Consider the following 26,431-nt stretch of genomic DNA (forward strand, 5'->3'; position numbering starts at 1 on the left):
TCATCGCGCTCAGAGGTCCGGGCTCGGGCCGCGCTCCAGATAGGTGGTCAGCGCGATATAGCTGCGCGTGCCGGTGAAGCCTTCGATCGCGTGAATGCGCGCGAGCAGTTGTTCGAGCGATTGCGTGTCGCGCGTGCGGACTTTGAGCAGCATGGCGCTCTCGCCCGTTACGGTATGAATCTCCTCGACGTCCGATAGCTCCTGTAGCGCCAGCAGTTGCCGCGTTACCGCCCAGCTCGTCGTATCGACATGCACGAACGCGAGTAACGGACGGTTCAGTTTCGCGGCGTCGAGCGCGGCCACGGTGGCCTTGATCACGCCTTCTTTCTTCAGCCGCCGCGCGCGCTCGTGGACAGCGGGCGCCGATAGAAACAGCAGCTTGCCGAGTTCCGCGTAAGTGCGGGTGGCGTCTTCGGCGAGCAGCGCGAGCAGCTTGCGGTCGGTGTCGTCGAGCGAGGCCGCGCCCGGTTGCGCGCCCGAAGCTCTCAGCGCCCTGCCGCTGCGGGTGGTGAGCGAACGTCGGCTCGTGCTCATCGGCGCTCGGGTTTTGACGTGGGATTGTCCGCGTCCTGTTCCAGTCCCTCGCGCAAGGCTTTGCGGATCACCTTGCCGGTCGCAGTCAACGGCAGGCTGTCGACAAAGCGAATCTCGCGCGGATATTCGTGTGCGGCGAGACGCGTTTTGACATGCTGCTGGATCTCGCGCACCAGCGCCGCGTCGCCGACAAAACCGGGGTTCAGCACCACGAACGCCATCACGATCTCGGTGCGCTCGCGATCCGGCGCGCCGATCACGGCCGCCATCGAAACAGCCGGATGACGCAGCAGTGAGTCTTCGATCGAAGCCGGCCCGATGCGGTAGCCGGCGCTCGTGATCACATCGTCGCCACGGCCGACAAAACGGATGAAGCCGTCCGCGTCGCACGTGCCGAGGTCGCCGGTCACCAGAAACTTGCCGCGGAATTTCTCGCGCGTCGCCGCTTCGTTGCCCCAGTAACCGAGAAACATGACCGGATCGGGCGCGGCCACCGCGATATCGCCGATTGCACCCGGCGGAAGTTCGTTGCCGTCCATATCGACAATCGCAACACGATGCCCCGGCACCGCGCGACCAATCGCCCCGAAGCGCGGCTCGAAGAGCGCCGCGCACGACGACACCACGACGTTGCACTCCGTCTGCCCGTAGAACTCGTTGATCGTGACGCCCAGCGCTTTGCGGCCCCAACCGATCAATTCCTCACCGAGCGATTCGCCGCCGCTCGCCACCGAACGCAACGCGAGACTCCAACGTTCGGGACGTTCGACGCCGCGCATCATCTTCAATGCGGTGGGCGGCAGAAACGTATGCGAGACCGCGTGACGCGCCATCAGATCGAACGCGGCCTCGCCGTCGAATTTCGCAAAGCGGCGTGCGAGTACCGGCACGCCGTGATGCCAGGACGGCAAGAGCACGTCGAACAGGCCGCCGATCCACGCCCAGTCGGCGGGCGTCCAGATCAGCGTGGCATGCGCGGGAAAGCCCTGCTGCGACATCTCGACGCCCGGCAGGTGACCAGGCAACACGCGGTGCCCATGCAGCGCGCCCTTCGGTTTGCCGGTCGTGCCCGATGTATAGATGATCACCGCGGGATCGTCGGCACCGGTATCGGCGGGCATGAAACCGGCGGGCGCGCTCCTCAGCGCGTGCCAGAACGAACGCACCGGTGCGTGCGGATCGCCGTTGTCCTGATCGATATCCACGCTGAAAACATTGCGCAGCGACGGCAACGCCGCGCGGATTTCGCCGACCTTCTGCACGCCGCCGTGATCGGTAATCAACGCCACCGCGCCGCTATCGCCGAGCCGATGTTCGATCGCATCGACGCCGAACAGCGCGAAAAGCGGCACGGCCACCATGCCGGCCTTGTAGGCGGCGAGATGCGCGATAGCCGTTTCGACGGATTGCGACAGGAAGATGCCGATCCGGTCGCCGCGTTGCGCACCCGCTGCGAGCAGCGCGTTGGCGAAGCGGTCGGACAGCGCTTTCAACTCGTCGAACGTATAGCGGGTAGCGTTGCTCTCGGGATCTTCGTAGATCAGCGCGAGACGGCCCGAACCGTCGGCCCATTTATCGCACACGTCCACACCGATGTTGTAGCGCGCCGGGATCTGCCACGCGAAGTTTGCCGTCAGCGATTCGTAGGTCTGGCCGTCGAGGTTCATCGTGTCTGCTCCTGCAAGCCCGTCGGCGGTTGATAGCGCGGGAAGCCGTTATATTCGATCGTACGCTCCGCCGGCGGAAGCGGCCACGAGTGGCGCGCGTTCGGCACGCCGCCGTCGACGCGGATCACCGTGCCGTTGATGAACGCCGACGCCTCCGACAACAGAAACACCGCCGCGCCGGCAAGTTCGGATTCGGTGCCGAAGCGCTGCAGCGGAACCTTATGCCTGAGCGTGCGCAGCAGCGCCTGGTAGTCTTCGTTGTAGCTGTCCATGCCCGCGGACGCTATCCAGCCCGGCGCGACCGCATTGACTCTCACACCGGCGTGGCCCCATTCGCATGCGGCGGTTTCCGTGAGGTTCCATACGCCCGCGCGCGCCGCGCCCGAGTGCCCCATGCCGGGCATGCCGCCCCAGATATCCGCCAGCATGTTCACGATCGTTCCGCCGTGATGTTCCATCCATTGCGTATAGCACTCGCGGGACATCAGAAACGTACCGTGCAGATTGTTGCGCACCACCGCGTCCCAACCGTTCAGCGAAATTTTTTCGAGCTTTGCGGGGAACTGGCCGCCCGCGCAGTTGAAGAGGCCGTCTATGCGGCCGAGTTCCGCGACGATCGAAGCGATCGTTTCGCGGACCTGTTGCTCGTTGCGGATGTCGCAGGAATATGTTTTGTGTCCGGCGGACGCGCGTTGATGATCCTCGTCCAGTTCGGCTTGCACCGCTTTCAGCTTGTCCGCGCTTCGGCCGACCAGCGCGAGAGTTGCGCCTAAGGATGCGAGTTCGTGCGCGGTGCATCGGCCTAACCCGCTACCCGCACCGGTGACGATGATGACTTTGCCGGCGAAGAGACCTTCGCGGAAAACCGAACGATAGCCGTTTGACGGCGGCGAGGTGCTCGACGAAGCTGCGGGCATTCGGGTGTCTCCTTCATGTACTGCGCTTTCGATGTTTATTGAGTTTAGCTCAGGTTTTATTCTCGTGTCGTGCATAACCGCAATTTTATTTCATACTATTTATGCTTTACCACTTCTCCGTTCTTTGAGCTAGACTCAACTTATGCCGACTCAATTTCGCGTGTATCCCAATCGATGACCGTGTCCGCCATTTCCCGCCGCGTGCCTGTGCAGGCGCGCTCCGAACAACGACTCAAGGCGATTCTGGAGGCGGCCCGGCTCGTGTTTTCCGAAGTCGGCTACGCGTCGGCCACCATGACGGAGATCGCCGGGCGCGTCGGCGTGTCCGAGGCGACGATCTTCACGTACTTCGCCAGCAAGCGCGATCTCTGCGTTCGCGTGCTCGGCAACTGGTACGACGAGATCATCACCCAGGTCGAAAACGAATTGCCGTTGATCGCGGGCACCCGCAACAAGTTCGCCTACCTCGTGCGCACGCACCTCTACCGGTTGACCGTCGACGGCACGGGTCTGTGCGCGCTCATTCTTTCCGAAGGACGCGAGAAGGACGACAAGTTCGGCGATGTGATCGTCGAACTTCAGCGCCGCTATACGGCACCGATGATGAACGTGCTCGCCGAAGGCGTGGCGAGCGGCGACGTTCGCGCCGACATGCCGCTCGGTCTGTTGCGCTCCGCCGTGTATGGGCCGATGGAACACGTGCTGTGGGACGCGGTGCGAAAACAGAAAGCGGTGGATATCGAAGCGACCGCCGCTTCGCTGAGCGATCTGCTGTGGCAGGGGCTCGTGCCGCCCGATGCACAGGAGGCCGCATTGCGGCAACTGCGCAGCGATGTCGTCGGCGCGGTGAAGCGGTTCGAGGCGGCGGGATCGAAGTGAAGAAGGTGCGGGTGTCATGGGCCTCAGGCACTGTTCAGCAAAGTTCCTTCCCGCAGCCGATCACGCCGGCACGCCTCTGCCCGTGCCGTGCGCCTGCTGCAAAATGAAATCGATGAAGGTCGCCGCCGCGCGCGTGTGATGCCGGTTCGGCATATACAGCATGTACATATGCGTGCCGAAGATGCTCAAGCGCCATTCGTCGAGCGCGGTCACCGCATCGCCACGGCGCAGGTCGTCCTGCACCACGTAGTCCGGCACGAGGCCCACGCCCAGCCCGGCGAGCACCGCCTGGCGCAAAAAAAGAAAGTTCTCGGAGATGAGCGTCGGCTCCAGCAGCACTTCGTGCCGTTCGTCACGCAAGTAAGCGGCCACGCGCAACTGCCTGCCGACCACGGCCGAGGTAATCAGCGGCGCCGTGCGCAGATCGTCGAGTTGCCGCGGCATGCCGTGGGTTTGCGCGAAAGCCGGCGACGCACACGCCACGTACCTGACCGGCCCCATGTCGCGCGCAACCAGGTTTTGCGGCGGCTCGGACATCACGCGCACGGCGATATCGACTTCGTCGCGCATCAGGTCTTCAACGCGGTTCTCGAACATCACGTCCAGCACGATGCCGGGATAAAGCCGCTTGAACGCGATCAGCCAGTCCGACATGACGAGTTGCCCATACCCGCTCGGCACGCTCAGCCGCACGCGGCCCTGCAGGCTTTGCCCGAGCGTGGTAACGGACTCGCGCGCGGCGAGCAGCGCATTCTGGATCGTGCGGCCATGCTCGTATAGCTGCAGGCCGATCTCGGTCGGCTCGACCCGGCGCGTGGTGCGCCTCACCAGTTGCAGGCCGATAGAGCGCTCCAACTGGTTCAGGTGATAGCTTACGTTCGCGCGGCTCATTTTCAGCCGGCGCGCGGCTTCGCTGAGATTGCCCGCGTCCAGAATCTCCACCAGCAAGGTCAGGGAATTGACGTCCACAGCGGCGCCTTTGTCAAAATAGCCTTGACAGTCTGTCAACCTTCCATGTGATTGTCAATAAACCTTGACCGCCTCACAATCGGAGAATTCGCCAGACCCGGCATGCCTTTCCGCCTGCAACCGATAACAGTCAGGAGACGACACCATGACCCTCAACCCTTCAGCCGACGTTGTGACGCGCGAATTGCGCGGCAAGGTGCTGCTCGTGACGATCGACCACGCGCCGGTCAATGCCCTCTCCGCCGACGTGCGGCGCGGTCTGCTCGCCGCCGTCGAAGCCGCGGATGCCGATAACGCGGTGGAAGCCGTGCTGATCGTCGGCGCGGGGCGCAATTTCATCGCCGGCGCGGACATTCGCGAGTTCGGCAAGCCGCCGGTGCCGCCCGCGCTCCCGGACGTATGCAACCGCATCGAAGCGTGCACGAAACCGGTGGTCGCCGCGATTCATGGCGCGGCGCTCGGCGGCGGCCTGGAAGTGGCGCTCGCGGCGCACTACCGGATTGCCGTGGAAGGCGCGAAACTCGGCCTGCCCGAAGTGCAACTCGGCCTGTTGCCTGGCGCGGGCGGCACGCAGCGCACGCCGCGCCTGATCGGCGCGCAGGCCGCGCTCGACCTGATCCTGAGCGGCCGCCATGCGAGCTCGAAGGAAGCGCTGGCGCTCGGTCTGATCGACCGCCTGGGCAGCAGCGACGACATCCTCGCCGAAGGACTCGCGTATGTACACGAGTTGCTGGCCGCCCACGCGCCGGTGCGCCGCACCCGCGAGGCCGCAGCGCTCGGCGACCGCGCCGCGAGCCTCGCCGCCGTAACCGCAGCGCGCGCGGAAACCGCGAAGAAATCGCGTGGCCTGTTCTCGCCGCTGAAAATTATCGACGCCGTCGAGGCCGCCATCGAACAGCCTTTCGACGAAGGTCTGCGGCTCGAACGCAAGCTGTTCCTCGAATGCCTCGACAGCCCGCAGCGCGCCGGCCTGATCCATGCGTTCTTTGCCGAGCGCGAAGTGCTCAAGGCGCCCGAAACACGCGACGCCAAACCGCGCGCGCTGAACGCGATCGGCGTGGTGGGCGGCGGCACGATGGGCGCGGGCATCGCGGTCGCGGCGCTCGACGCGGGCCTGCCGGTGACGATGATCGAACGCGATGACGCCTCGCTTGCGCGCGGCCTCGCACACATCGAGAAAGTCTACGATGGCCTGATCGCCAAGGGCCGCATGAGTGCGGACAAGAAAGCGGCCGTCATGGCGCGCTGGAACGGCAGCACCTCTTACGATGCGCTCGCCGATGCCGATCTCGTGATCGAAGCCGTGTTCGAAGACCTCGCCGTCAAACAGGCCGTATTCGCCGAACTCGATCGCGTCTGCAAAGCAGGCGCCGTGCTCGCAACCAACACGTCATATCTCGACATCGACGCGATCGCGGCGAGCATTTCGCGCCCCGCCGACGTGATCGGCCTGCACTTCTTCTCGCCCGCCAACATCATGAAGCTGCTGGAAGTGGTCGTGCCGAAACAGGTCAGCGCGGACGTAGTCGCCACCGCGTTCGAGTTCGCGAAAAATTTGCGTAAAACGCCGGTGCGCGCGGGCGTGTGCGATGGCTTCATCGGCAACCGGGTGCTGGCCGTGTACCGCGCCGCCGCGGATGCCATGATGGAAGACGGCGCCTCGCCCTATCAGATCGATGCGGCCGTGCGCGCGTTCGGCTTTCCGATGGGACCGTTCCAGGTGGTGGATCTGGCGGGCGGCGACATCGGCTGGGCGGCACGCAAGCGGCGCGCCGCCACCCGCAATCCCGCAGCACGTTACGTGCAGATCGCCGATCGCCTGTGCGAGCGCGGCTGGTTCGGCCAGAAAACCGGACGTGGCTTTTATCTGTACCCCGAAGGATCGCGCAGCGGCACACCCGACCCCGAAGTGGAAGCGATCATCGACGCCGAGCGCGCACGCGCCGGCATCACGCCGCGCAGTTTCACCGACGACGAGATCATCCGCCGCTATATGGCCGCGATGATCAACGAAGGCGCCAACGTCGTGCACGAGCGTATCGCGCTGCGTCCGCTGGATGTCGACGTGACGTTCCTGTACGGCTATGGCTTTCCGCGCTATCGCGGCGGTCCGATGAAATACGCGGACATGGTCGGCCTGCCGAAGATTCTTGCCGACATCCGCGAGTTCGCCAAAGAGGATCCGCTCTTCTGGAAGGCCTCGCCGCTGCTCGTGGAACTGGTGGAACGCGGCGCCGATTTCGCGAGCCTGAACCAGACGGTCTGAAACGGGGCATCATCGATAGGCATTACGAGCGGCGTGCCTTGCGTGCGCGGCTCGGCCCACTCTATCCGGAAAAACCGTCATGGATCTGAACTTCACTCCCGAGGAAGAAGCCTTCCGCGCCGACGTGCAGGCCTTCCTGCGTGACAAGCTGCCACCACGACTCGCCGACAAGGTGCACGGCGGCCGCCGTCTGACGCGCGACGACATGGCCGGCTGGCACGCCATTCTCAACGCGCAAGGCTGGCTCGCCAATCACTGGCCGAAAGAGTACGGCGGACCGGGTTGGAACGCGGTGCAGAAATTCATCTTCGAAAACGAATGCGCGCTGGCCGGCGCGCCGCGCGTGGTGCCGTTCGGCGTCAATATGCTCGGCCCGGTGCTGATCAAATACGGTAGCGAAGCGCAAAAACGCCATTGGCTGCCGCGTATTCTCGACGGCTCGGACTGGTGGTGCCAGGGCTATTCGGAACCGGGCGCCGGCTCCGATCTCGCCTCGGTCAAAACTTCCGCGGTGCGCGGCACGGATGCGCAGGGCGAGCATTACATCGTCAACGGACAGAAGACGTGGACCACGCTCGGCCACTACGCGAACATGATTTTCTGTCTCGTGCGCAGCGCTACCGACGTGCGCAAACAGGAAGGCATCAGCTTTCTGCTGATCGACATGAAGACGCCGGGCGTCGAAGTGCGTCCGATCATCACGCTCGACGGCGAGCACGAAGTCAACGAGGTGTTCTTCACCGACGTGCGCGTGCCGGTCGAGAACCTGGTCGGCGAAGAGAATAAAGGCTGGACTTACGCCAAGTATCTGCTCACGTATGAGCGCACCAATATCGCGGGCGTCGGTTTTTCCGTGGCCGCGTTCAATCGACTGCGCAAGATCGCCGCGAAACAGCGGCGCAATGGCCGGCCGCTCGTGGAGGATCCCGCGTTCGCGGCGCGCATGGCGCGTGTCGAGATCGATCTGGAGAACATGAAGACCACCAACCTGCGCGTGATCGCGGCGGTGGCCGGCGGCGGCGTGCCCGGAGCCGAAAGTTCGATGCTGAAGATTCGCGGCACGGAGATCCGTCAGGAAATCTCGTCGCTCACGCGCCGCGCAATGGGTCCGTACGCGCAGCCGTTCGTCGAGGAAGCGTTGCAAGACGGCTTCGAAGGCACACCGGTCGGCCCCGAGGAAGCCGCGAGCGCCGCTTCGCTTTACTTCAATAATCGCAAGCTGTCGATCTTTGGCGGCTCGAACGAAATCCAGAAGAACATCATTTCCAAAATGATCCTGGGACTGTAAGAGGCGCACGTCATGAATTTCCAGCACACCGAAGACCGCCGCATGCTGGCGGATACGCTCAATCGTTTTGTCAGCGAGCAATACGGCTTCGAGACGCGCGAGCGGATCGCGTGTTCGGCAGAAGGCTATAGCAGCGAACTGTGGAACCGTTTTGCCGAACTCGGCATTATCGGCGCACTGTTCGACGAAGCTGACGGCGGTTTTGGCGGCGGCGGCTTCGATATCGCCGTGGTGTTCGAGAGCCTCGGACGCGGCCTCGTGGTCGAGCCGTTTCTGGATACGCTGATTGTCGGCCGCGCTCTTGCGCAGAGCGGCAACGCGGCGCAGAAAGCCGCGCTCGGTGAATTGATCGACGGCTCGCGGATCGTTGCTCTCGCGCACGGCGAACCCGACGGCCACTACGAACTGGCCCGCGTGACGACGCGCGCGCAGCGCAGCGGCGACGCGTGGCGGCTGAACGGCGCGAAGGCCGTGGTTCAGCACGGTGAGCACGCTTCGCTCTTTCTGGTCTCGGCGCGCACGCACGGCGATAACGATGAAGAAGCAGGCGTGACGCTCTTTCTCGTGCCGCGCGATGCGGCAGGCGTGAGCGTGCGCGGTTACCGCAAGATCGACGGCGGGCGCGCGGCCGAATTAACGTTCGACAACGTCGCGCTCGGCGACGATGCACTGCTCGGCTCAGCAGGCGCGGGCTTCGCGCCACTGGAATACGCCGTTGGCTGCGGCGTACTGGCCTTGTGTTCCGAAGCCGTCGGCGCGATGGATGTCGCGAAAGACCATACGCTGGAGTATCTGCGCACGCGCAAACAATTTGGCGTGCCGATCGGCAGCTTTCAGGCGTTGCAGCATCGCATGGCCGACCTGATGCTCGAAATCGAGCAGGCTCGCTCGGCGGTGATCAACGCAGCCGCGGCGCTTGGCGCCGAACGCAGGCTGCGGGAGCGTGCGGTGTCGGCGGCCAAATACAGTATCGGCAGGATCGGCGCGCGGGTCGCGGAGGAGTGCATCCAGTTGCACGGAGGAATCGGCATGACGTGGGAACTGCCGCTCGCTCACTACGCAAAGCGCCTCGTGATGATCGATCATCAACTCGGCGATGAGGACCACCATCTCGAACGGTTTATCGCGCTGGGGCGAGAATAAGCGCGACGCGCGACAGCCGGACGGTGAACGCAGTTTGGGCGTTCTGATCGCACTGGGATTTTCGCTCTCACGCGCAGTGGCAATTTCGCGCCCCGATTTATGGTTCAAGGCCGACACGCTGTTTCTTGCGCTCGATCATTGCACCCGTGGCGTCGCGCGATCGTTGCATTGAAAACGAAAAATGCCTTACAAGCATTGCTTGTAAGGCATTGATTTCTTTGGTCGGGGCGAGAGGATTTGAACCTCCGACCACCTGCACCCCATGCAGGTACGCTACCAGGCTGCGCTACGCCCCGAACAGCACAAAATTATAACAGACACTTCATTCGATTAGAACCGCTTCGTGTTAACAAAGGAGACTAATGGCTCAACAAATCGATCACCTTCAGCAATTCCTTGCGCAACTGCTCGACGTCTACTGTGGCTGCGGTCGTGGTCGTCGCCGGTATCGCAGCGCCTTCGCGCTCGTCGACCACGTCGGCCGGCACTGCGTGTGCGCCACCGCCATGCGAATCGAGCCGATTACGCGCACCGTTGATCGTGAAGCCCTGTTCATACAACAGCTCACGAATCCGCCGGATCAACAACACCTCGTGATGCTGGTAATACCGGCGATTGCCACGCCGCTTGACCGGCCTCAACTGCGTGAACTCCTGCTCCCAGTAGCGCAGCACATGCGGTTTCACGCCGCATAGTTCGCTGACCTCACCAATCGTGAAGTAGCGCTTCGCCGGAATCGGAGGCAAGACGACTTTTTCGATCGCCGCTGTCATCGTCAGTTAGCCGTCGTGGTGGGTTGCGCAGGAACGCGCCAGTCGATCAGCGCGTGAAACTCGCTTCAGCGCCGTTCTCGACCAGCGCTTTCAGCTTTTGACTTGCATGGAACGTCACAACGCGGCGCGCGGCGATCGGAATCGCCTCGCCGGTCTTCGGGTTTCTGCCGGGACGCTGGGGCTTGTCGCGCAACTGGAAGTTGCCGAACCCCGACAGCTTCACGCTGTCGCCACTCTCCAGCGCATCGCGGATCACCTCGAAAAACGCTTCGACCATGTCTTTCGCTTCCCGCTTGTTGAGCCCGACATTGTCGAACAGCAACTCGGCAAGTTCCGCCTTGGTGAGTGTCGGCGTTTCAGCGGAAACGACGGCGGGTGATGTCGGAATATCGCGAATCATGGCGCTGCGTTGCGCCGTAAGAAGGGCTTCGAAATCACTCGAGTTCATTTCATTCATATCTATCAAATGGCGCGCCAAGCAAAAAACAAAAGATGCGGAAACAGCCGTGCAATTGTTAAATGCGGGTTATCCGCGCAGCCGTGCGCCATATACTCGAGCCAGACGTTCCACCAGAGTTTGAATAGCCAGTTCGACCGTTTCGTCCTGAAGGGTTCCACCAGTATCTTGCAAGGTTACACGGAACGCAAGGCTTTTCTCATGAGCAGCCAGACCACCGGAAGTGTTTGATTTTGGACGGAATTCGTCGAAAAGCGCAACCTTCTGAACAGTCTTGCACGCGGGTTCGGACTGGGCTTTCTGAAGCTCGTCGAGCAGTGCCTGAACCTCGATTTTCTGATCGACGACCACGGCAATATCACGACGCACAGGCGGAAATTTAGACACTTCCGCCGGAGTAGGCAATACGCGCTGCATTAATGCCTCTGCTTCGATTTCAAACAGAATCGGCGCATGCGGCAAATCATATTTCTGCATCCAGCGCGGATGCAATTCACCAATCCAGCCAACTGCGCGGCCATTCAGTTCGATACGCGCACTGCGTCCCGGATGCAATGCCGGATGTTCCGCTTTGACGAAACGCGCGACCGCCGGCGCCAGTATGGATTCCAGATCGCCCTTCACGTCGAAGTAGTCGACCGTGCGCGTCGCCGCGCCCCACTGCTCGTCGAGCGCGGGACCGTATGCGAGGCCGCCGATCATCTTCGGCTGCGCGAAGCCTTCGACCGTCAGCTCACCGGCCTTGATCGAGGGATCGTGCAGGAACACGCGGCCAGCTTCGAACACGCGCACGCGATCCGCGGCGCGGCGGTTCAGGTTCGTGCGCAGCACGTGAATCAGGCTGCCAAAAAGCGTGGTGCGCATCACCGACAACTGGCTTGCAATCGGATTCAGCAGACGCACCGGCTTGTCATTACCGGCGAAGTCCTGCTCCCACTCGGCATCGACGAAACTGAAGTTCACCGTTTCCGCGTAGTCGCGCGCGGCGAGCGCGTGACGGATCACGTGGATCGAACGCTGCGTTTCGTTGGTCGCGCGCATTTCGCTGGTCGCGACCGGCGGCCGCGCCGGAATTTTCTCGAAGCCGTAAATACGCGCGACTTCTTCGATCAGGTCTTCTTCGATTTCGATATCGAAACGATACGACGGCGGCATCACCGAGAACGTATCGTCACCGCGCTCGAACGACAGGCCGAGGCGCGTGAAAATCTGCGCGATTTCGTCCGCGCCGATCTCGATGCCGATGATGCGATTCGCACGCGAAACGCGCATTTTCACGGGCTCGCGCTTCGGCACATTGACGATCTGATCGTCGACCGGGCCGGCTTCGCCGCCGCAGATGTCGAGGATCAGTTGCGTGATGCGTTCGATATGCTCGACGGTGGTCGCATAGTCCACGCCGCGCTCGAAGCGATGGCCGGCGTCGGTCGAGAAGTTGTATTTGCGCGAGCGCCCGCGAATGCTATCGGGCCACCAGAAAGCGGCTTCGAGATAGATGTTGGCGGTGTCGAGCGTGACGGCCGTGCTGTCGCCGCCCATAATGCCCGCGAGACTTTCGATATGCTGCTCGTCGGCGATCACGCCGACCGTTTCATCGAGCTCGACGGTGTTGCCGTTCAGCAGCTTGAGCGTTTCGCCCTTGCGGCCCCAGCGTACGTCCATGCCGCCGTGGATCTTGTCGAGATCGAACACGTGCGACGGACGGCCCAACTCGAGCATCACATAGTTCGAGATATCCACGAGCGCGGAGATGCTGCGCTGCCCCGAACGCTCGAGGCGCTCGACCATCCATTGCGGTGATTTTGCACGCGCATTCACGCCGCGGATCACGCGACCCGAGAAGCGGCCGCACAGATCGGGCGCCGAGATTTTGACAGGCAGCGTCTCGTTGAGCTTCACTTCAACCGGTTTGATTTCGAGCGGGCGCAGCGGCGCGCCGGTAATCGCCGAGGTCTCGCGCGCCACGCCGAACACCGACAGGCAGTCCGCCTTGTTCGGCGTCAGCTTGATCTCGAACACGGTGTCGTCGAGATTGAGCGTTTCGCGGATGTCCTGGCCGATCGGCGTATCTTCCGGCAGGATCAGCAGGCCGCTATGATCTTCCGAGAGCTTGAGTTCGCGTGCCGAGCACAACATGCCCTGGCTTTCCACGCCGCGCAGCTTGGAGAGCCTGATCGCGAACGGCGCACCGCCTTCTTCAGCCGGCGGCAGTTGCGCGCCGACCAGCGCGACCGGCACCTTGATGCCCGGCGCCACGTTCGGCGCGCCGCACACGATGTTCAGTGTCGCGCCCGTGCCGGCGTCCACCTGACACACGTTGAGCTTGTCGGCATCCGGGTGCTTGACGACTTCCAGCACCTGGCCAACGACGATCTTCGAGGTCGGCGGCGCGGCCGGCCGCAGGTCTTCGACTTCGAGACCCGCCATCGTCAACGCGTGCGACAGTTCGTCGGTCGTCAGTTGCGGATCGACAAAGGTTCTCAGCCAGGATTCCGGGAATTGCATGGTTCTTTGTACGTTCTGATCAGGTTAGGTCCATGTCCGGCAGTGCTTTGCATGACTCGATGTTCGTGTGAATCATCAGGCTCTGCCGGGGACGCTGTGGCGGCATGCACTGCGTGCGTTGCCGCGCTCTATGCTTGTCGCGTTCGCACGCGCCGGTTCACGCGAATTGACGCAGGAAACGCAAGTCGTTTTCGAAGAACAGTCGCAGGTCCTGCACGCCGTAACGCAACATGGTGAGCCGCTCGAGGCCGCTGCCGAAAGCAAAGCCGATGTAACGCTCGGGGTCGAGGCCCATGTTGCGGATCACCGTGGGGTGAACCTGGCCCGAGCCCGAAATTTCGAGCCACTTGCCGGCGTTCTTGCCCGTTTCGAACAACATGTCGATCTCAGCCGACGGTTCGGTGAACGGAAAGTACGACGGACGGAAGCGCACCAGAATATCGTCGCGCTCGAAGAATTTCTTGAGGAAGTCGGTGTAGACGCCCTTCAGGTCCGCGAAGCTGATGTTCTCGTCGATCCACAGGCCTTCGACCTGGTTGAACATCGGCGAGTGCGTCGCGTCGCTGTCCACGCGGTACGTGCGGCCCGGCACGATCACCTTGATGGGCGGCGTGTTGGTGCGGGCGTAGCGAACCTGCATCGGGCTGGTGTGCGTGCGCAGCAGCAGTTGGCGGCCGTCGGCATCCTTACCGTCGACGTAGAAGGTGTCCTGCATGGAACGCGCCGGATGATTCTCCGGGCTGTTCAGCGAGGTGAAGTTGTACCAGTCGGTTTCGATTTCGGGGCCGTCGGCCACGTCGAATCCGATCGTACGGAAAATCTGTTCGACGCGCTCCCAGGTGCGCATTACCGGGTGCAGGCTGCCTGCGCCGGTGCCGCGGCCGGGCAGCGTGACGTCGATGGCTTCAGCGGCGAGGCGCTGGTTCAGCAACGCGTCGGCCAAAGCCTGACGGCGGGCCGTCAACGCGGCTTCCACTTGTTGCTTGACGAGGTTGATCCGTGCGCCTTCAGTCTTGCGCGTTTCGGGATCGAGTTTGCCAAGTCCCTTCAATAGCTCGGTCAGCGCACCCGATTTGCCGAGAAAGCGGGCTTTCTCGTTCTCGAGGGTGGTGACGTCTGAGGCTTCTGCGAAGGCTTTTTGCGCGTCGGCGACAATCTGGTCCAGATCCATTGATCCCATCATTTCAACGTCAGTGTTCAATCGAAGCAAAACTGGTTCTACCAACAAAAACGGGGCTCGGTGAGGAGCCCCGTTTTTGTTGCAACGTCACCGAGACTACCGGATGTTCGCTGCAACGAACCACGCAGTTTTAATTGCCAGAAGCGCAATCAGGCTGCAACGGCGGCTTTCACCTGCTGAACGATCGCAGCAAAAGCAGCCTTGTCGAACACAGCCATGTCGGCCAGCACCTTGCGGTCGAGTTCGATCGAAGCCTTCTTCAGGCCGTTGATGAACACGCTGTACGTCATGTCGTGCTGACGCACCGCCGCGTTGATACGCGTGATCCACAGTGCACGGAACACACGCTTCTTGTTGCGGCGATCGCGGTAGGCGTATTGGCCCGCGCGCATGACCGCCTGCTTGGCGATGCGATAGACGTTATTGCGACGGCCGCGGTAACCCTTGGCCAGCTTGATGATCTTCTTGTGACGGGCCCGTGCGGTAACCCCACGTTTTACTCGAGGCATGTTTCGCTCCTATGAGTTTCGGTTAAGGGTTAAGCGAACGGCAGCATTGCGCGTACGGAGTTCAGATCGGAATCATGAACTGCCGTCGAACCGCGCAGATGGCGTTTGTTCTTGGTGGTTTTCTTGGTAAGAATGTGGCGCTTGAAGGCTTGACCGCGCTTGACGGTACCACCCGGACGCACCACGAAGCGCTTTGCAGCGCTCTTCTTGGTCTTCATCTTCGGCATGACAACTCCATTATTTGATGGATATGGGTGTGCGGTCGGCCAGTTGGCCATTACCCGCCCTTCGAAACCCACTCCACTTGGTATGCAGACCGCCTGAACCGCTGACGGCCGCTTTTTCAGGAAGCGGCGTGCATTTAGTCACACACGCGCCGCCCCGAAACCTGCCGATACCGCACCGGACACCCGGTGCCGCACCGTTTCAATCTTTTCACGACGGGAGCACACGCCACACGGCGCGCCGCTGTTCCGGCCGGTTACTTCTTTTTCTTCGGAGCGAGCACCATGATCATCTGGCGCCCTTCCATTTTCGGCATCTGCTCGACCTGACCGACTTCGTCGAGGTCCGTGCGCAGGCGCTCGAGCATGCGCATACCGATTTCCTGGTGGGCCATTTCGCGGCCACGGAAACGCAACGTGATTTTCGTCTTGTCGCCGTCTTCGAGGAAGCGGATGAGGTTGCGCAGCTTGACGTTGTAATCACCGTCGTCAGTGCCCGGTCGGAATTTGACTTCCTTGACCTGGACGACCTTCTGCTTGAGCTTGGCCTCGTGTTGTTTCTTCGCTTCCGAGTACTTGAACTTGCCGTAGTCCATCAAGCGGCAAACCGGTGGAACCGCCTGGGGCGCGATTTCGACCAGATCCACATCTTGCTGTTCCGACATGCGGAACGCATCAGCCAGTTTCACGATGCCGAGCGGTTCGTTCTCGACCCCGACCAGACGCACCTCGGGTGCCGTAATTTCACCGTTGATGCGGTGCGCAGACTTATCAGTAGCGATGTTACGTTTCCTCTAAAAATTAAAAAAACGAGCCGGGCTGCCAAGTGGCTCAATTGAACGACTGCACATCCTGGCGCAGACGCTCAATGAAGGTATCGAGGGGCATCACACCCAGATCGACACCACCACGGGCACGCACGGCTACCGTTTGGGCTTCACGCTCTTTGTCGCCGACCACAAGCAGGTACGGCACCTTCTCTAGCGTGTGCTCCCGTATTTTATAGCTAATCTTCTCGTTGCGCAAATCGGCCTCCACTCTAACCCCTTGTTTTTGCAACGATTGGGCTAAAGACTGCGCATATTCGGTCTGACTTTCCGCGATATTCATCACAACGACCTGCATTGGCGCGAGCCACGCAGGCATTGCACCAGCGTGGTGCTCGATCAGAATACCGAGAAAACGCTCCATTGATCCGACAATTGCCCGGTGCAGCATGATCGGCCGGCGGCGGCTATTGTCTTCGGCTACGTATTCCGCGCCGAGGCGCTCCGGCAACACCATATCGAGCTGCAACGTGCCACACTGCCACGAGCGGCCGAGCGCATCCCTGATGTGGTATTCGACCTTCGGGCCGTAAAACGCGCCCTCGCCCGGCAGTTCTTCCCACGTTACACCGCAGGCCGTCAGCGCCTCGCGCAGACCCTGCTCCGCGCGATCCCACGTCTCGTCCGTGCCGGCGCGCGCGTCCGGGCGCAGCGACAACTTGATCTCGACATTGTCAAAACCGAAATCCTTATAAACGCTCATCGCCAGCGTATTGAACGCGATCGATTCGCTGATAAACTGGTCTTCGGTACAGAAAATGTGCGCGTCGTCCTGTACGAAACCGCGCACGCGCATCAGTCCATGCAGCGCGCCCGACGATTCGTTGCGGTGGCACGAGCCGAATTCCGCATAACGCAGCGGCAGATCGCGATACGAACGCAGACCGTGGTTGAACACCTGCACGTGACCCGGGCAGTTCATCGGCTTGATCGCGTAATCGCGCTTTTCCGATTCCGTCGTGAACATGTTTTCACGATAGTTCTGCCAATGGCCCGACGCTTCCCAGAGCGAGCGGTCCATGATCATCGGCGTCTTGATTTCGAGGTAACCCGCGTCGTTCACGCGACGGCGCATGTACTGCTCGACCTGCTGCCACAGCGTCCAGCCACGCGGATGCCAGAACACCATGCCCGGCGACTCGTCCTGCATGTGGAACAGATCGAGTTGCTTGCCGAGCTTGCGGTGGTCGCGCTTTTCCGCCTCTTCGAGCATGTGCAGGTACGCTTCCTGGTCTTCCTTCTTCGTCCAGGCCGTGCCGTAGATGCGCTGCAATTGTTCGTTCTTCGAATCGCCGCGCCAGTAGGCACCCGCGACCTTCATCAGCTTGAAGACTTTCAGCTTGCCGGTGGACGGCACGTGCGGGCCGCGGCACAGATCCGTGAAGCCGCCATGCGAGTACAGCTTGATCTCGTCGGTGGCGGGAATCGATTCGATGATCTCGGCCTTGTACTTTTCGCCGATGCTCTTGAAGTAGTCCACCGCTTCGTCACGCGACACCACGCGGCGCGAAACCGGCTCGTCTTTCTTCGCGAGTTCCTGCATGCGCCTTTCGATCTTCTCGATATCTTCCGGCGTGAACGGACGGTTGTACGCGAAGTCGTAGTAAAAACCGTTGTCGATAACCGGGCCGATCGTGACCTGCGCTTCCGGGTACAGATCCTTCACCGCGTACGCGAGCAAGTGCGCCGTGGAGTGGCGAATGATATCGAGACCGTCTGCGTCTTTCTCGGTGACGATGGCAAGCGCCACGTCGTGATCGATCAGCGCGGACGTATCGACCAGCTCACCGTCGATCTTGCCGCCGAGCGCGGCCTTCGCGAGGCCGGGGCCGATCGAGGCGGCCACTTCGGCGACGGTCACCGGATGCTCGTACTGTCGAACAGAACCGTCAGGCAAACGTATCGAAACCATTGCGTTCTCCGTGGTGCCGACCGGCGGCGGCACATACAACCATCAAACAAGCCAAAAAAAATGCGGCCCCGCTTTCGAGGGGCCGCATTCACATTTCCTGCAAACTACATTGGCGAAAGTGGTCCTCGACTAGCGTCGCTCCGAAGTAGTTTCGGTCAACGTTCGCGGTGTCATAACCGTATTCGCCTTTTGCGCCAAATGCGCTTACTGCAGTTTGCGAAACCCCGGCGAAACCGGAATTTCTCTTTCGTTGGTAGGCTCGATTGGACTCGAACCAACGACCCCCACCATGTCAAGGTGGTGCTCTAACCAGCTGAGCTACGAGCCTGAAGAAACGAGATTATATGGAGCGCCACACCGCTTGGCAAGTACTTTTATGCATCGACTTTAAATATCTACTCGCGAACTCGAACATGTCCACGAGACGCGCACACCTATCAACAGCATCAACTCCTGCGCGATGCACGCACCACGCCCGTCACCTCACCGAGCAGCGTACACGCGCGCTGAATCTGCGCGGCGTTCGATACCTCGACGGTAAATTGCATGAACGCAGCGTTACGCCGCGTCTGCGTCTTCACGCCGATCACGTTCATCTTTTCACGCGCGAACACTTCGGAAATATCGCGCAGCAAACCCTGCCGGTCCGTGGCTTCGATCGAGAGATCGACCGGATAGACCGACTGGCCGCGGCCGCTCATTACCTCCGCCGACCACGCCGTTTGCAGCACTCGCTCGGGCGCCCGCTCGGCCATGCGCAGGAACGTCGCGCAATCGCTGCGGTGAATCGACATGCCTTTACCACGCGTGACAAAGCCGCAGATGTCGTCGGGCGGCGCCGGCCGGCAACAGCGCGCGAGTTGCGTGAGCAACGCGTCGACACCGACCACCAGCACGCCGGTGGACGCACCGCGCGCTACGCTCGCGCCACTACTGCGCTTTTCGAATTGCTCAGGCGCGTCGACCACCGGCTCAGGCGGAGGCGCATCGTGCAGCGCCTGCTCGACGAGCCGCAAACTGAATTCTTCCTTGCCCACCACCGAGAACAGATCGTCGGTGGTCTTGAAGCCAAGCTTGGCCGCGAGCTGATCCAGATTGACCGACGTCTTGCCCTCGCGCTGCAAGGTCTTTTCGACCATCGCGCGGCCGCTCGCGATATGTTCCTGCACTTCGACCGCGTTGAACCACGCGCGCACTTTTTGCCGCGCGCGCGGACTTTGCAGATAGCCGAGTTGCGGGTTCAGCCAGTCGCGCGACGGGCCGCCCTCCTTGACCGCGACGATCTCGACCGTCTGACCGTTCTGCAGCGGTGTGTTGAGCGGCACCATTGCGCCATCCACGCGCGCGCCGCGGCAGCGATGCCCCAGCTCGCTATGCAGGTGGTACGCGAAATCGACGGGCGTTGCGCCGTGCGGCAACGGAATCACCCGCGCCTGCGGCGTCAGCACATAGATATGGTCGTCGTCGAGCGTGGCCTGGCGCAGTTGCTCCCATGGCTGCGCCGCACGCTTCTCGCCGTGCTCGCCCTCGGAGACTTCGTCTTTCCACGCGAGCAATTGGCGCAGCCACGCGATCTTCTCGTCGTACTTCTCGTTCGCGGTGAACTGGCCGCCGTACCCGCGCACGCCCGCTTCCTTGTAGCGCCAATGTGCCGCCACGCCGTATTCGGCGAACTGATGCATTTCCTGCGTTCGGATCTGCACTTCGAACGCGCGGCCGTCGTCGCCGATCACGACCGTGTGCAGCGATTTATAGCCGTTCGGTTTCGGCCGCGAGATATAGTCGTCGAACTCTTTCGGCACCGGTTGCCACAGGTTGTGCACAATGCCGAGCACGGTGTAGCAATCCTTGATGTCCGGCACGATCACCCGAAAGGCGCGCACGTCGTACAGTTCGGCGAAGTCCAGTTCCTTGCCGCGCATCTTGCGCCAGATGCTGTAGATGTGTTTCGGCCTGCCGCTCACCTCTGCACGAATATGCGCCGCGGCCAGTTCCTTTTGCAGGCGCTCGATAGCCTGCGCGACATAGCTCTCGCGCTCGACGCGTTTCTCGTCGAGCAGTTTGGCGATGCGCTTGTAAGTGACCGGCTCTTCGAAGCGCAGCGCGAGATCTTCGAGCTCCCACTTCAGTTGCCAGATGCCCAGGCGGTTGGCGAGAGGCGCATAGATATCGAGCGTCTCGCGGGCCACGTCCGGCGAGGGCGTGATTTTCGCCGCCGCGTAATAACGCAGCGATTGCAGGCGCGACGCGAGCCGGATCAGCACCACTCGAATATCTTGCGCGAATGCGAGCAGCATCTTGCGCAGCGCCTCGACCTGCGCGCGGCGCGCGGCCTGGGCGTCGCGCCCGGCTTCGGGCATGGCATTCTGCGCGGCACGCAAGCTCACGGTGCCAAGGCGCAGCAACTTGCGCACATCGCCGACCAGTTGCGCGACTTCTTCGCCGAAGTTGTCGGCGATCACACGCTCCGGATCCTGCAGATGCGGCGTCAGCGCAAACAATGCCGCCGCCAGCACCGCCGGCGGATCGACGTTGAGCGTGCGCATGATCGACGCCGTACCCGCCGCATGATCCGCCAGCATTTCGCCCGACGAGAGCCGCACCTCGCCCGCATGTTCACGCACGAACGCCATTGCTTCATCGAAAGAAGGCAGGGGCTTCGGCGTGCTCGTAACGATTTCGGTATTCATGGTGCGGTGGCCCACCGGGCCGGACAAATCAACGGAATTTCAACGACGCATGTGGCTGGCTTAGCTGCGCTGCGCGGCGACCACGACGACTTCGACGAGGCACTTCGGATTGGCGAGCTTCGCTTCGACGGTAGCGCGCGGCGGCGTGGCGCCGGGTGCGATCCACTCGTCCCACACGGCGTTCATGCCGGCAAAATGCGCCATGTCCGAGATGAAGATCTGCACCGACAGCAAATGCGACTTGTCGCTGTTCACTTCGCCCAGCAGACGGTCGATGTGGGCAAGCACTTCGCGAGTCTGCCCGGTGATGTCCTGATCCGCGTCTTCAGCGATCTGGCCCGCGACATACACAGTACCGTTGTGAACGGCAATTTCCGAGAGGCGCTTGCCGACGTGGTGACGAATGACTGCCATGAAGGATCCTGAAGTTGGTTGGAAGTTGAACGTAGATGCGTTCCGCATCGCGCCCCGTCAAGGGCGCCGGGCGGAGCCACATATTATGACGCGTCGGCGGCCGGTCCGATAAAGAACCGTCTTGCAATATCGATCTGTTCGGCTGACAGGAACGCCGGCGCATGTCCGACGCCAGCGATCTCCGTGCTCGATACGGCGCGGCCGGTCTCGACCATCTTCGCGACGGTTTCACGCGAGAGCAGATCGGATTGCTCGCCGCGCACCACCAGCACCGCCCCCTGGAAAGAGGCCAGCGAATGCCACAGCGCGGCCTCGCCGAGTTTGGCTGCTTCCTCGGTGGTCGTGGTAAAGGGCTGTGCGATACGCGGGTCGTAGCGGAACAGCCACGCGCCGTCCTGCTCGCGCAGAAGCGGTGTGTTGATCTCACGCCATTCGTCCGGCGTGAGCGGGCCGAAAGTCTGCGCGAGCAAGGCTGCGTAGTCGATGCCTTGCTGCAGCGTTTCGAAACGCACGGGATTGCCAAGATAATCGCCGATGCGCTGCACCGCAGCCGGCTCCAGATGCGGACCCACGTCGTTCAACAACATCTTGCGAATCGGCGTTTCCGGCAAGCCGGCGAGCGCGAGTCCGATCAGGCCGCCCATCGAGGTGCCGAACCAGTCGACCGTTTCGACATTCAGGCGCGCGATCAACGTGACCATATCGGCGACGTATTGCGGCACCGTATAGAAGTTGGGGTTGGCGAGCCACGATGACAAGCCCCGCCCCGCGACATCCGGACAAACTACGCGGTAAGTGCCGGCGAATTCCGCCGCGAGGCGGTCGAAATCGCGCCCTGAACGGGTCAAGCCGTGCACGCACAGCAGCACGCGCGGATTGGCCGGGTCGCCCCACTCAGTGTAGGCGATGCGGTGCAAGCCACCGGCGCTCGCGCACTGCACATAGCGTTGGCGCGGCGCGGGCCGCCCGGCGGTGGAAGCGGACGTGGTTGCGGTCATCTGGGTTCCTTGCGAAAGCGCTGAGGGTTCGGCCTGGGCACAGCAGGATGGATAAGCGTCCAATCTTCGAACGATTGTAAACCGCTTTGCCGCGCGACAAGAGTCGGCCGAACGGCATAGGACAGCCCAGGACGGCCTAAGACACCCCGTAGAACAACTATCCGCGACACAAACGGAAGCGGGCGAGACTCGCGCCTCGCCCGCCCGGGAACCACCTTGCCGCCGCCTGCGACCACCCGCCGCGAGAACAGCTCACGCAAACGGCCTACACAACCGTTTCAGACCGCTTCAGGCGGCCGCACGGCACGCCGTTCAGCTCACCGCGCTCACGTCGAGCGGTGCGCCCGTCTTCGCCTTGATTTCCTCGACGCTCACGCCCGGCGCCAGTTCGGTCACCTTCAGACCGTCTTCCGTGATTTCGATCACGCCGAGGTCGGTAATGATCTGATCGACCACGCCCACGCCCGTGAGCGGCAGCGTGCATTCTTCGAGAATCTTGTGCTGGTCGCCCTTCGCGACGTGCTCCATCAGCACGACCACGCGCTTGACGCCCGCGACCAGGTCCATCGCGCCGCCCATGCCCTTGATCATCTTGCCCGGGATCATCCAGTTGGCCAGATCGCCCTTCTTGCTGATCTGCATCGCGCCCAGAATCGCCAGGTTGATGTGGCCGCCGCGAATCATCGCGAACGAATCCGCCGACGAAAAAATCGACGAGCCCGGCAGCGTGGTCACCGTCTGCTTGCCGGCGTTGATCAGGTCGGCGTCCACTTCCTCTTCGGTCGGCGACGGGCCGATGCCGAGCAGACCGTTTTCCGACTGCAGCCACACTTCGACGCCCGCCGGCACATGATTGGCTACCAGCGTAGGCAGGCCGATGCCGAGGTTCACATAAAAGCCGTCCTGCAATTCCTTCGCCGCGCGCGCGGCCATTTCGTCACGAGTCCATGCCATGATCAGTCTCCTTTCGCGCGGACGACGCGTTGTTCGATGCGTTTTTCCGGATGCGCATTGAGCACGATGCGCTGCACGAAGATGCCTGGCGTATGGATCGCGTCCGGATCGAGTTCGCCCACTTCGACGATTTCTTCGACTTCCGCGACGGTGATCTTGCCGGCCATCGCGCACATGGGGTTGAAGTTGCGCGCGGTGCGGCGGTAGATCAGGTTGCCCGATTTGTCGGCCTTCCACGCCTTGACCAGCGCCACGTCGGCCGTCAGCGAGTGTTCGAGCACGTAGTGGTTTTCGCCGAACTGGCGGGTTTCCTTGCCTTCGGCGATCAGCGTGCCGTAGCCGGTATTGGTGAAGAACGCCGGAATGCCCGAACCGCCCGCGCGCAGCTTCTCGGCGAGCGTGCCTTGCGGCGTGAATTCGAGCTCGAGTTCGCCGGCCAGATACTGGCGCTCGAACTCCTTGTTCTCGCCGACATACGACGAGATCATCTTCTTGACCTGACGCGTTTCGAGCAGCAGACCGAGGCCGAAACCGTCGACGCCCGCGTTGTTGCTGATACAGGTGATGCCCTGCACGTTCGAATCGCGCAGTGCGCCGATCAGCGCCTCGGGAATGCCGCACAGCCCGAAGCCGCCCACGGCAAACGTCTGCCCGTCCTTGACGATGTCTTTCAGCGCCTCGGCGGCGCCTGGATAGACCTTGTTCATCAGTTTGTCCCTTCCTTTATGGAAATCCGAAACCCGAACGCGGGCCGCCGGATCGTTGCGGCTGGTATGGCGTTTTGCGGGCTCGAGCCCGACACGTCATTCTAGTCATCCCCGGCAGGCTGTGTGCCCAGGTTTCCCTGCGCGTCGTGCAGATGCCTGCCGCGGATGACTTCACCGCGATATCGTGTGGTCGAAAGAGTACGCCGTGCGCGCCATACGGCACAATACGCAAAAATACATAAGTACTTGCCGCCAGCCCATGCCCGCACTGGATTACAAAACAGCGTTCCACCTCGCTCCGATCGGACTCGTGCTGTCGCGCGAACGGATTATCGAAGACTGCAATGACGAGCTCGCGTCGATTTTCGGCTGCACGCGCGAGTCGCTGCTCGGCCAGTCGTTCCAGGTGCTGTACCCGTCCACGGACGAATTCGAGCGGATCGGCGCGCGGATTCCACCGATCATGACCGCGCAAGGCAGTTACGCGGACGACCGCATCATGAAGCGGGCTAACGGAGAACTGTTCTGGTGCCATGTGACAGGCCGCGCGCAGGAACGCGCCGATGCGCACGCCGCGGGCGTCTGGACCTTCGAGGATTTGAGCGCGACGCGGCGCGTGGCGGTCGAACTGACGCCGCGCGAACGCGAAATCGCCGCGCAACTGGTCACGGGGAAAACCAGCAAACAGATCGGCCGCGTGCTGGATATCAGCCCGCGCACGGTGGATGTCTACCGCGCGCGGCTGATGCGCAAATACGATACGGGAAACGCGACGGAGCTATTGCAGCGCCTGCTCGGGCATTGAAGAAATGAAACGCGCGCGCAGGTGAGCGCCGGGGCCCGCCGGCCTAATACCGCCGCTCAGGCTGCCTTCACCAGCGCGGCGCGCTCGATGGTTGCGCGCAGCAAGTCAGGCACTGGCACCGACTTGCCGGCCGCGTAATCGATCCACACGCAGCGTGCGGCGCCGCGCGCATACACGGTAATCGGATCGTCGGCGCGCACGAGTTCAAACCCCGTGTCGAAGCTGCTGCGGCCGGGCGTAGCCACTGTCATCCGGCCGATCACGTCGCCGGGATAGTGCAGCTGCTTGAGAAACTCCATCGAAGCATTGACGATCACCGGCCCCTGTCCGTCGGCATTGCTGCCGGCCAGACCCAACTGCTCGAACCAGGAAATCCGCACCTGCTCCATGTAGCGGAAATAGACCGTGTTGTTCACATGGCCGAACGCGTCCATATCGCCCCAGCGGATCGGCATCGACATCTCAAAAACAGCGTGAAAATCGCTCATCGCACTTCTTTATCGGATTGAAACCAGGTTGAAGCCGGCACGCGAACCGGCGCGGGGATAGATCGCAACATAGCGCGCGCCCTCGAGCGGCGCAAAGGCCAAAACGCGTAAAACAGTTTCTTCGAATGGGCGCCAATCCGGCCTGCACGCTCTGAAATGCGCGGACCGGACGCGCCGTGACGCGCTCAGGAGAGCCCGAATCCGTCGTCGGCGGCAATCACCGAGCCGTTGATGAACTGCGATTCGTCGGCTGCCAGCAGCAGCAGGAGCCCGTCCAGGTCGTCCGGTTTGCCGACGCGATGACGCGGCAACATGGACACGAGCTTCTGCCCTTGCTCCGTCGACCAGTGATGATGGTTGAGCTCGGTGTCGATATAGCCGGGGCAGATTGCGTTCACGTTGATGCCGTGCTTGCCCCACTCCAGCGCCATCGCTTTCGTCATATGCACGACGGCCGCCTTGCTGATCGAGTAAAGGCCGATCTGCGGCAGCACGCGCAAGCCCGCCATCGACGCGATATTGATGATCCGGTACGACGGTTTCTGCGCGTTGTTGCCGCGCATGATCATGCGCTTGGCGACCTCCTGGGCGACGAAGAACGCGCCGCGCGTGTTGGTATCGAACACGTATTCGAAGTCTGCGGGCGTGACCTCGGAGAGCTTCTGCGTGGTCGACACGCCCGAATTGTTCACCAGGATGTCGATCGTGCCGGCCTCGGTTTCCGCATGGGCGACGGCCGACTTGATGCTCTGATAATCCGTGACGTCGAGCGACACGACGTGCGCCGCGCCGCCGGACGCCTCGATCTCGGCGCGCAATTCCTTCAGACGCTCGGTTCGGCGGCTCGCCAGCACGACCTTGGCGCCCGCCTGCGACAACACTTGCGCAAAGCGCTTTCCCAACCCGCTCGAAGCGCCGGTGATCAGCGCAACCTTGCCTTCCAGATTAATCGAACGGCCCATTGTCGTTCCTTGTTCGGTTGTTTTTGCAGATGCGGTTGACAGGTGCGGTAAGACCGCCAACGCGGGTCGATACCGTATCACGTAAATAGAACGATCGTGCTAATGTCTGCTCATCGGGTTGCAGTGCGGGAGTGCATCACCCACAATACGAACCCGAAAAAAGCATTCTAACGGTAAGAGGAGCATCAATGACCCCCGCAAGTCTCATTGAGCAGTACGGTCCGCGCGAGTCGATGGAATACGACGTCGTGATCGTCGGCGGCGGCCCGGCCGGGCTGTCCGCGGCGATCCGCCTGAAGCAGCTGGCGGCGGAACAAGGCGCTGAAATTGGCGTGTGCGTACTGGAAAAAGGCTCGGAGATCG

Annotated in this window: 25 protein-coding genes and 2 tRNA genes; 6 read left to right on the forward strand and 21 right to left on the reverse strand. The window is 62.1% G+C overall.

Annotation, left to right across the window (positions count from 1 at the left end; translation table 11 throughout):
• Window positions 1-9: 9 nt before the first annotated feature.
• The 3 genes from NE850_RS02325 to NE850_RS02335 are packed head-to-tail and all read right to left on the reverse strand — an operon-like array spanning window position 10 to window position 3,118.
• Complete coding sequence (locus tag NE850_RS02325; protein ID WP_007181128.1) at window positions 10-534, reverse strand: Lrp/AsnC family transcriptional regulator; 525 nt, start codon at window positions 532-534, stop codon at window positions 10-12.
• A complete protein-coding gene (locus NE850_RS02330; protein WP_007181127.1) occupies window positions 531-2,201 on the reverse strand; it encodes an acyl-CoA synthetase in 1,671 nt (556 codons plus the stop codon). The genes NE850_RS02325 and NE850_RS02330 overlap by 4 nt, the downstream gene beginning before the upstream one ends.
• On the reverse strand, window positions 2,198-3,118 hold the full coding sequence (locus tag NE850_RS02335; RefSeq protein ID WP_007181126.1) for an SDR family oxidoreductase: 921 nt from the start codon (window positions 3,116-3,118) through the stop codon (window positions 2,198-2,200). Before NE850_RS02335 ends, NE850_RS02330 begins: the two co-directional genes overlap by 4 nt.
• Window positions 3,119-3,292: 174 nt before the next feature.
• Here NE850_RS02335 and NE850_RS02340 point away from each other — a divergent pair, with 174 nt between their 5' ends.
• Window positions 3,293-3,997, forward strand: coding sequence for a TetR/AcrR family transcriptional regulator (locus tag NE850_RS02340; RefSeq protein WP_310698393.1), 705 nt, complete (start codon window positions 3,293-3,295; stop codon window positions 3,995-3,997).
• Between the two features lie 60 nt (window positions 3,998-4,057).
• Here NE850_RS02340 and NE850_RS02345 read toward each other — a convergent pair whose 3' ends face one another.
• Window positions 4,058-4,966: a LysR family transcriptional regulator gene (locus tag NE850_RS02345; protein ID WP_007181124.1), complete on the reverse strand. Its 909-nt coding sequence runs from the start codon at window positions 4,964-4,966 to the stop codon at window positions 4,058-4,060.
• 145 nt (window positions 4,967-5,111) lie between these two features.
• On the opposite strand from NE850_RS02345, the gene NE850_RS02350 reads away from it, so the two are divergent.
• From NE850_RS02350 to NE850_RS02360, 3 genes are all read left to right on the forward strand, one after another.
• Window positions 5,112-7,232: a 3-hydroxyacyl-CoA dehydrogenase NAD-binding domain-containing protein gene (locus NE850_RS02350; protein WP_007181123.1), complete on the forward strand. Its 2,121-nt coding sequence runs from the start codon at window positions 5,112-5,114 to the stop codon at window positions 7,230-7,232.
• 79 nt (window positions 7,233-7,311) lie between these two features.
• Window positions 7,312-8,520: an acyl-CoA dehydrogenase family protein gene (locus NE850_RS02355; protein WP_007181122.1), complete on the forward strand. Its 1,209-nt coding sequence runs from the start codon at window positions 7,312-7,314 to the stop codon at window positions 8,518-8,520.
• A gap of 12 nt (window positions 8,521-8,532) precedes the next feature.
• Complete coding sequence (locus NE850_RS02360) at window positions 8,533-9,663, forward strand: acyl-CoA dehydrogenase family protein (RefSeq protein ID WP_165186654.1); 1,131 nt, start codon at window positions 8,533-8,535, stop codon at window positions 9,661-9,663.
• A gap of 219 nt (window positions 9,664-9,882) precedes the next feature.
• Here the strand turns inward: NE850_RS02360 and NE850_RS02365 are convergent.
• The 15 genes from NE850_RS02365 to NE850_RS02435 form a co-directional block, all read right to left on the reverse strand.
• Window positions 9,883-9,959: transfer RNA gene (locus tag NE850_RS02365), tRNA-Pro, on the reverse strand.
• A 63-nt stretch (window positions 9,960-10,022) separates the two neighbouring features.
• Entirely contained in the window at window positions 10,023-10,436 is a 414-nt protein-coding gene (locus NE850_RS02370; protein WP_007181120.1) for a MerR family transcriptional regulator, read from the reverse strand.
• Window positions 10,437-10,482: 46 nt separating this feature from the next.
• Window positions 10,483-10,893, reverse strand: a complete 411-nt coding sequence (locus NE850_RS02375; RefSeq protein ID WP_007181119.1) for an integration host factor subunit alpha — start codon at window positions 10,891-10,893, stop codon at window positions 10,483-10,485.
• Between the two features lie 69 nt (window positions 10,894-10,962).
• Window positions 10,963-13,398: a phenylalanine--tRNA ligase subunit beta gene (gene pheT, locus NE850_RS02380; protein WP_007181118.1), complete on the reverse strand. Its 2,436-nt coding sequence runs from the start codon at window positions 13,396-13,398 to the stop codon at window positions 10,963-10,965.
• A gap of 157 nt (window positions 13,399-13,555) precedes the next feature.
• Entirely contained in the window at window positions 13,556-14,569 is a 1,014-nt protein-coding gene (gene pheS / locus NE850_RS02385) for a phenylalanine--tRNA ligase subunit alpha (protein ID WP_007181117.1), read from the reverse strand.
• Between the two features lie 158 nt (window positions 14,570-14,727).
• Window positions 14,728-15,087, reverse strand: a complete 360-nt coding sequence (gene rplT, locus NE850_RS02390) for a 50S ribosomal protein L20 (protein ID WP_006052502.1) — start codon at window positions 15,085-15,087, stop codon at window positions 14,728-14,730.
• 29 nt (window positions 15,088-15,116) lie between these two features.
• Window positions 15,117-15,314, reverse strand: coding sequence for a 50S ribosomal protein L35 (rpmI, locus tag NE850_RS02395; RefSeq protein ID WP_006052501.1), 198 nt, complete (start codon window positions 15,312-15,314; stop codon window positions 15,117-15,119).
• Between the two features lie 254 nt (window positions 15,315-15,568).
• Window positions 15,569-16,093, reverse strand: coding sequence for a translation initiation factor IF-3 (gene infC / locus NE850_RS02400; RefSeq protein WP_084585254.1), 525 nt, complete (start codon window positions 16,091-16,093; stop codon window positions 15,569-15,571).
• A 49-nt stretch (window positions 16,094-16,142) separates the two neighbouring features.
• The gene (gene thrS, locus NE850_RS02405; protein ID WP_165186656.1) at window positions 16,143-18,050 is read right to left on the reverse strand and encodes a threonine--tRNA ligase; all 1,908 of its coding nucleotides are present in this window, start codon (window positions 18,048-18,050) and stop codon (window positions 16,143-16,145) included.
• Between the two features lie 251 nt (window positions 18,051-18,301).
• Window positions 18,302-18,378 (reverse strand) — tRNA-Val (locus NE850_RS02410).
• Between the two features lie 118 nt (window positions 18,379-18,496).
• Complete coding sequence (locus NE850_RS02415; protein WP_007181114.1) at window positions 18,497-20,740, reverse strand: bifunctional (p)ppGpp synthetase/guanosine-3',5'-bis(diphosphate) 3'-pyrophosphohydrolase; 2,244 nt, start codon at window positions 20,738-20,740, stop codon at window positions 18,497-18,499.
• Window positions 20,741-20,800: 60 nt separating this feature from the next.
• Window positions 20,801-21,154, reverse strand: a complete 354-nt coding sequence (locus NE850_RS02420; protein ID WP_310698394.1) for a RidA family protein — start codon at window positions 21,152-21,154, stop codon at window positions 20,801-20,803.
• An 83-nt stretch (window positions 21,155-21,237) separates the two neighbouring features.
• Complete coding sequence (locus NE850_RS02425; protein WP_310698395.1) at window positions 21,238-22,152, reverse strand: alpha/beta hydrolase; 915 nt, start codon at window positions 22,150-22,152, stop codon at window positions 21,238-21,240.
• A gap of 312 nt (window positions 22,153-22,464) precedes the next feature.
• A complete protein-coding gene (locus NE850_RS02430) occupies window positions 22,465-23,106 on the reverse strand; it encodes a CoA transferase subunit B (protein ID WP_007181111.1) in 642 nt (213 codons plus the stop codon).
• Window positions 23,107-23,108: 2 nt separating this feature from the next.
• Window positions 23,109-23,813, reverse strand: a complete 705-nt coding sequence (locus NE850_RS02435; protein WP_007181110.1) for a CoA transferase subunit A — start codon at window positions 23,811-23,813, stop codon at window positions 23,109-23,111.
• A 259-nt stretch (window positions 23,814-24,072) separates the two neighbouring features.
• Between NE850_RS02435 and NE850_RS02440 the strand changes: the two genes are divergently transcribed.
• Window positions 24,073-24,618: a LuxR C-terminal-related transcriptional regulator gene (locus NE850_RS02440; RefSeq protein WP_007181109.1), complete on the forward strand. Its 546-nt coding sequence runs from the start codon at window positions 24,073-24,075 to the stop codon at window positions 24,616-24,618.
• Window positions 24,619-24,674: 56 nt separating this feature from the next.
• Here the strand turns inward: NE850_RS02440 and NE850_RS02445 are convergent, their stop codons facing one another.
• Together NE850_RS02445 and NE850_RS02450 are read right to left on the reverse strand one after the other, a co-directional pair.
• Window positions 24,675-25,106 (reverse strand): thioesterase family protein, encoded by a 432-nt coding sequence (locus NE850_RS02445; RefSeq protein ID WP_035517985.1) that lies wholly within the window; start codon window positions 25,104-25,106, stop codon window positions 24,675-24,677.
• A gap of 185 nt (window positions 25,107-25,291) precedes the next feature.
• Window positions 25,292-26,068, reverse strand: a complete 777-nt coding sequence (locus NE850_RS02450) for an SDR family oxidoreductase (protein ID WP_007181107.1) — start codon at window positions 26,066-26,068, stop codon at window positions 25,292-25,294.
• Window positions 26,069-26,256: 188 nt separating this feature from the next.
• On the opposite strand from NE850_RS02450, the gene NE850_RS02455 reads away from it, so the two are divergent.
• Window positions 26,257-26,431: FAD-dependent oxidoreductase (locus NE850_RS02455; RefSeq protein WP_171912471.1), on the forward strand; the 175-nt coding region annotated here is incomplete at its 3' end.

The organism is Paraburkholderia sp. USG1 (genome assembly GCF_031570135.1).
GTDB classification, from domain to species: Bacteria; Pseudomonadota; Gammaproteobacteria; order Burkholderiales; family Burkholderiaceae; genus Paraburkholderia; species Paraburkholderia dioscoreae.

Coding starts and splice junctions, on each gene's coding strand:
- pheS (WP_007181117.1), bottom strand. CDS start 14,569: ATGGATCTGGACCAGATTGTCGCCGACGCGCAAAAAGCCTTCGCAGAA.
- NE850_RS02415 (WP_007181114.1), bottom strand. CDS start 20,740: ATGAATACCGAAATCGTTACGAGCACGCCGAAGCCCCTGCCTTCTTTC.
- NE850_RS02450 (WP_007181107.1), bottom strand. CDS start 26,068: ATGGGCCGTTCGATTAATCTGGAAGGCAAGGTTGCGCTGATCACCGGC.
- NE850_RS02425 (WP_310698395.1), bottom strand. CDS start 22,152: ATGACCGCAACCACGTCCGCTTCCACCGCCGGGCGGCCCGCGCCGCGC.
- NE850_RS02330 (WP_007181127.1), bottom strand. CDS start 2,201: ATGAACCTCGACGGCCAGACCTACGAATCGCTGACGGCAAACTTCGCG.
- NE850_RS02325 (WP_007181128.1), bottom strand. CDS start 534: ATGAGCACGAGCCGACGTTCGCTCACCACCCGCAGCGGCAGGGCGCTG.
- NE850_RS02430 (WP_007181111.1), bottom strand. CDS start 23,106: ATGGCATGGACTCGTGACGAAATGGCCGCGCGCGCGGCGAAGGAATTG.
- NE850_RS02350 (WP_007181123.1), top strand. CDS start 5,112: ATGACCCTCAACCCTTCAGCCGACGTTGTGACGCGCGAATTGCGCGGC.
- rpmI (WP_006052501.1), bottom strand. CDS start 15,314: ATGCCGAAGATGAAGACCAAGAAGAGCGCTGCAAAGCGCTTCGTGGTG.
- NE850_RS02335 (WP_007181126.1), bottom strand. CDS start 3,118: ATGCCCGCAGCTTCGTCGAGCACCTCGCCGCCGTCAAACGGCTATCGT.
- NE850_RS02340 (WP_310698393.1), top strand. CDS start 3,293: ATGACCGTGTCCGCCATTTCCCGCCGCGTGCCTGTGCAGGCGCGCTCC.
- NE850_RS02445 (WP_035517985.1), bottom strand. CDS start 25,106: ATGAGCGATTTTCACGCTGTTTTTGAGATGTCGATGCCGATCCGCTGG.
- NE850_RS02420 (WP_310698394.1), bottom strand. CDS start 21,154: ATGGCAGTCATTCGTCACCACGTCGGCAAGCGCCTCTCGGAAATTGCC.
- rplT (WP_006052502.1), bottom strand. CDS start 15,087: ATGCCTCGAGTAAAACGTGGGGTTACCGCACGGGCCCGTCACAAGAAG.
- NE850_RS02370 (WP_007181120.1), bottom strand. CDS start 10,436: ATGACAGCGGCGATCGAAAAAGTCGTCTTGCCTCCGATTCCGGCGAAG.
- NE850_RS02435 (WP_007181110.1), bottom strand. CDS start 23,813: ATGAACAAGGTCTATCCAGGCGCCGCCGAGGCGCTGAAAGACATCGTC.
- NE850_RS02355 (WP_007181122.1), top strand. CDS start 7,312: ATGGATCTGAACTTCACTCCCGAGGAAGAAGCCTTCCGCGCCGACGTG.
- pheT (WP_007181118.1), bottom strand. CDS start 13,398: ATGCAATTCCCGGAATCCTGGCTGAGAACCTTTGTCGATCCGCAACTG.
- thrS (WP_165186656.1), bottom strand. CDS start 18,050: ATGGTTTCGATACGTTTGCCTGACGGTTCTGTTCGACAGTACGAGCAT.
- NE850_RS02375 (WP_007181119.1), bottom strand. CDS start 10,893: ATGAATGAAATGAACTCGAGTGATTTCGAAGCCCTTCTTACGGCGCAA.
- NE850_RS02360 (WP_165186654.1), top strand. CDS start 8,533: ATGAATTTCCAGCACACCGAAGACCGCCGCATGCTGGCGGATACGCTC.
- NE850_RS02440 (WP_007181109.1), top strand. CDS start 24,073: ATGCCCGCACTGGATTACAAAACAGCGTTCCACCTCGCTCCGATCGGA.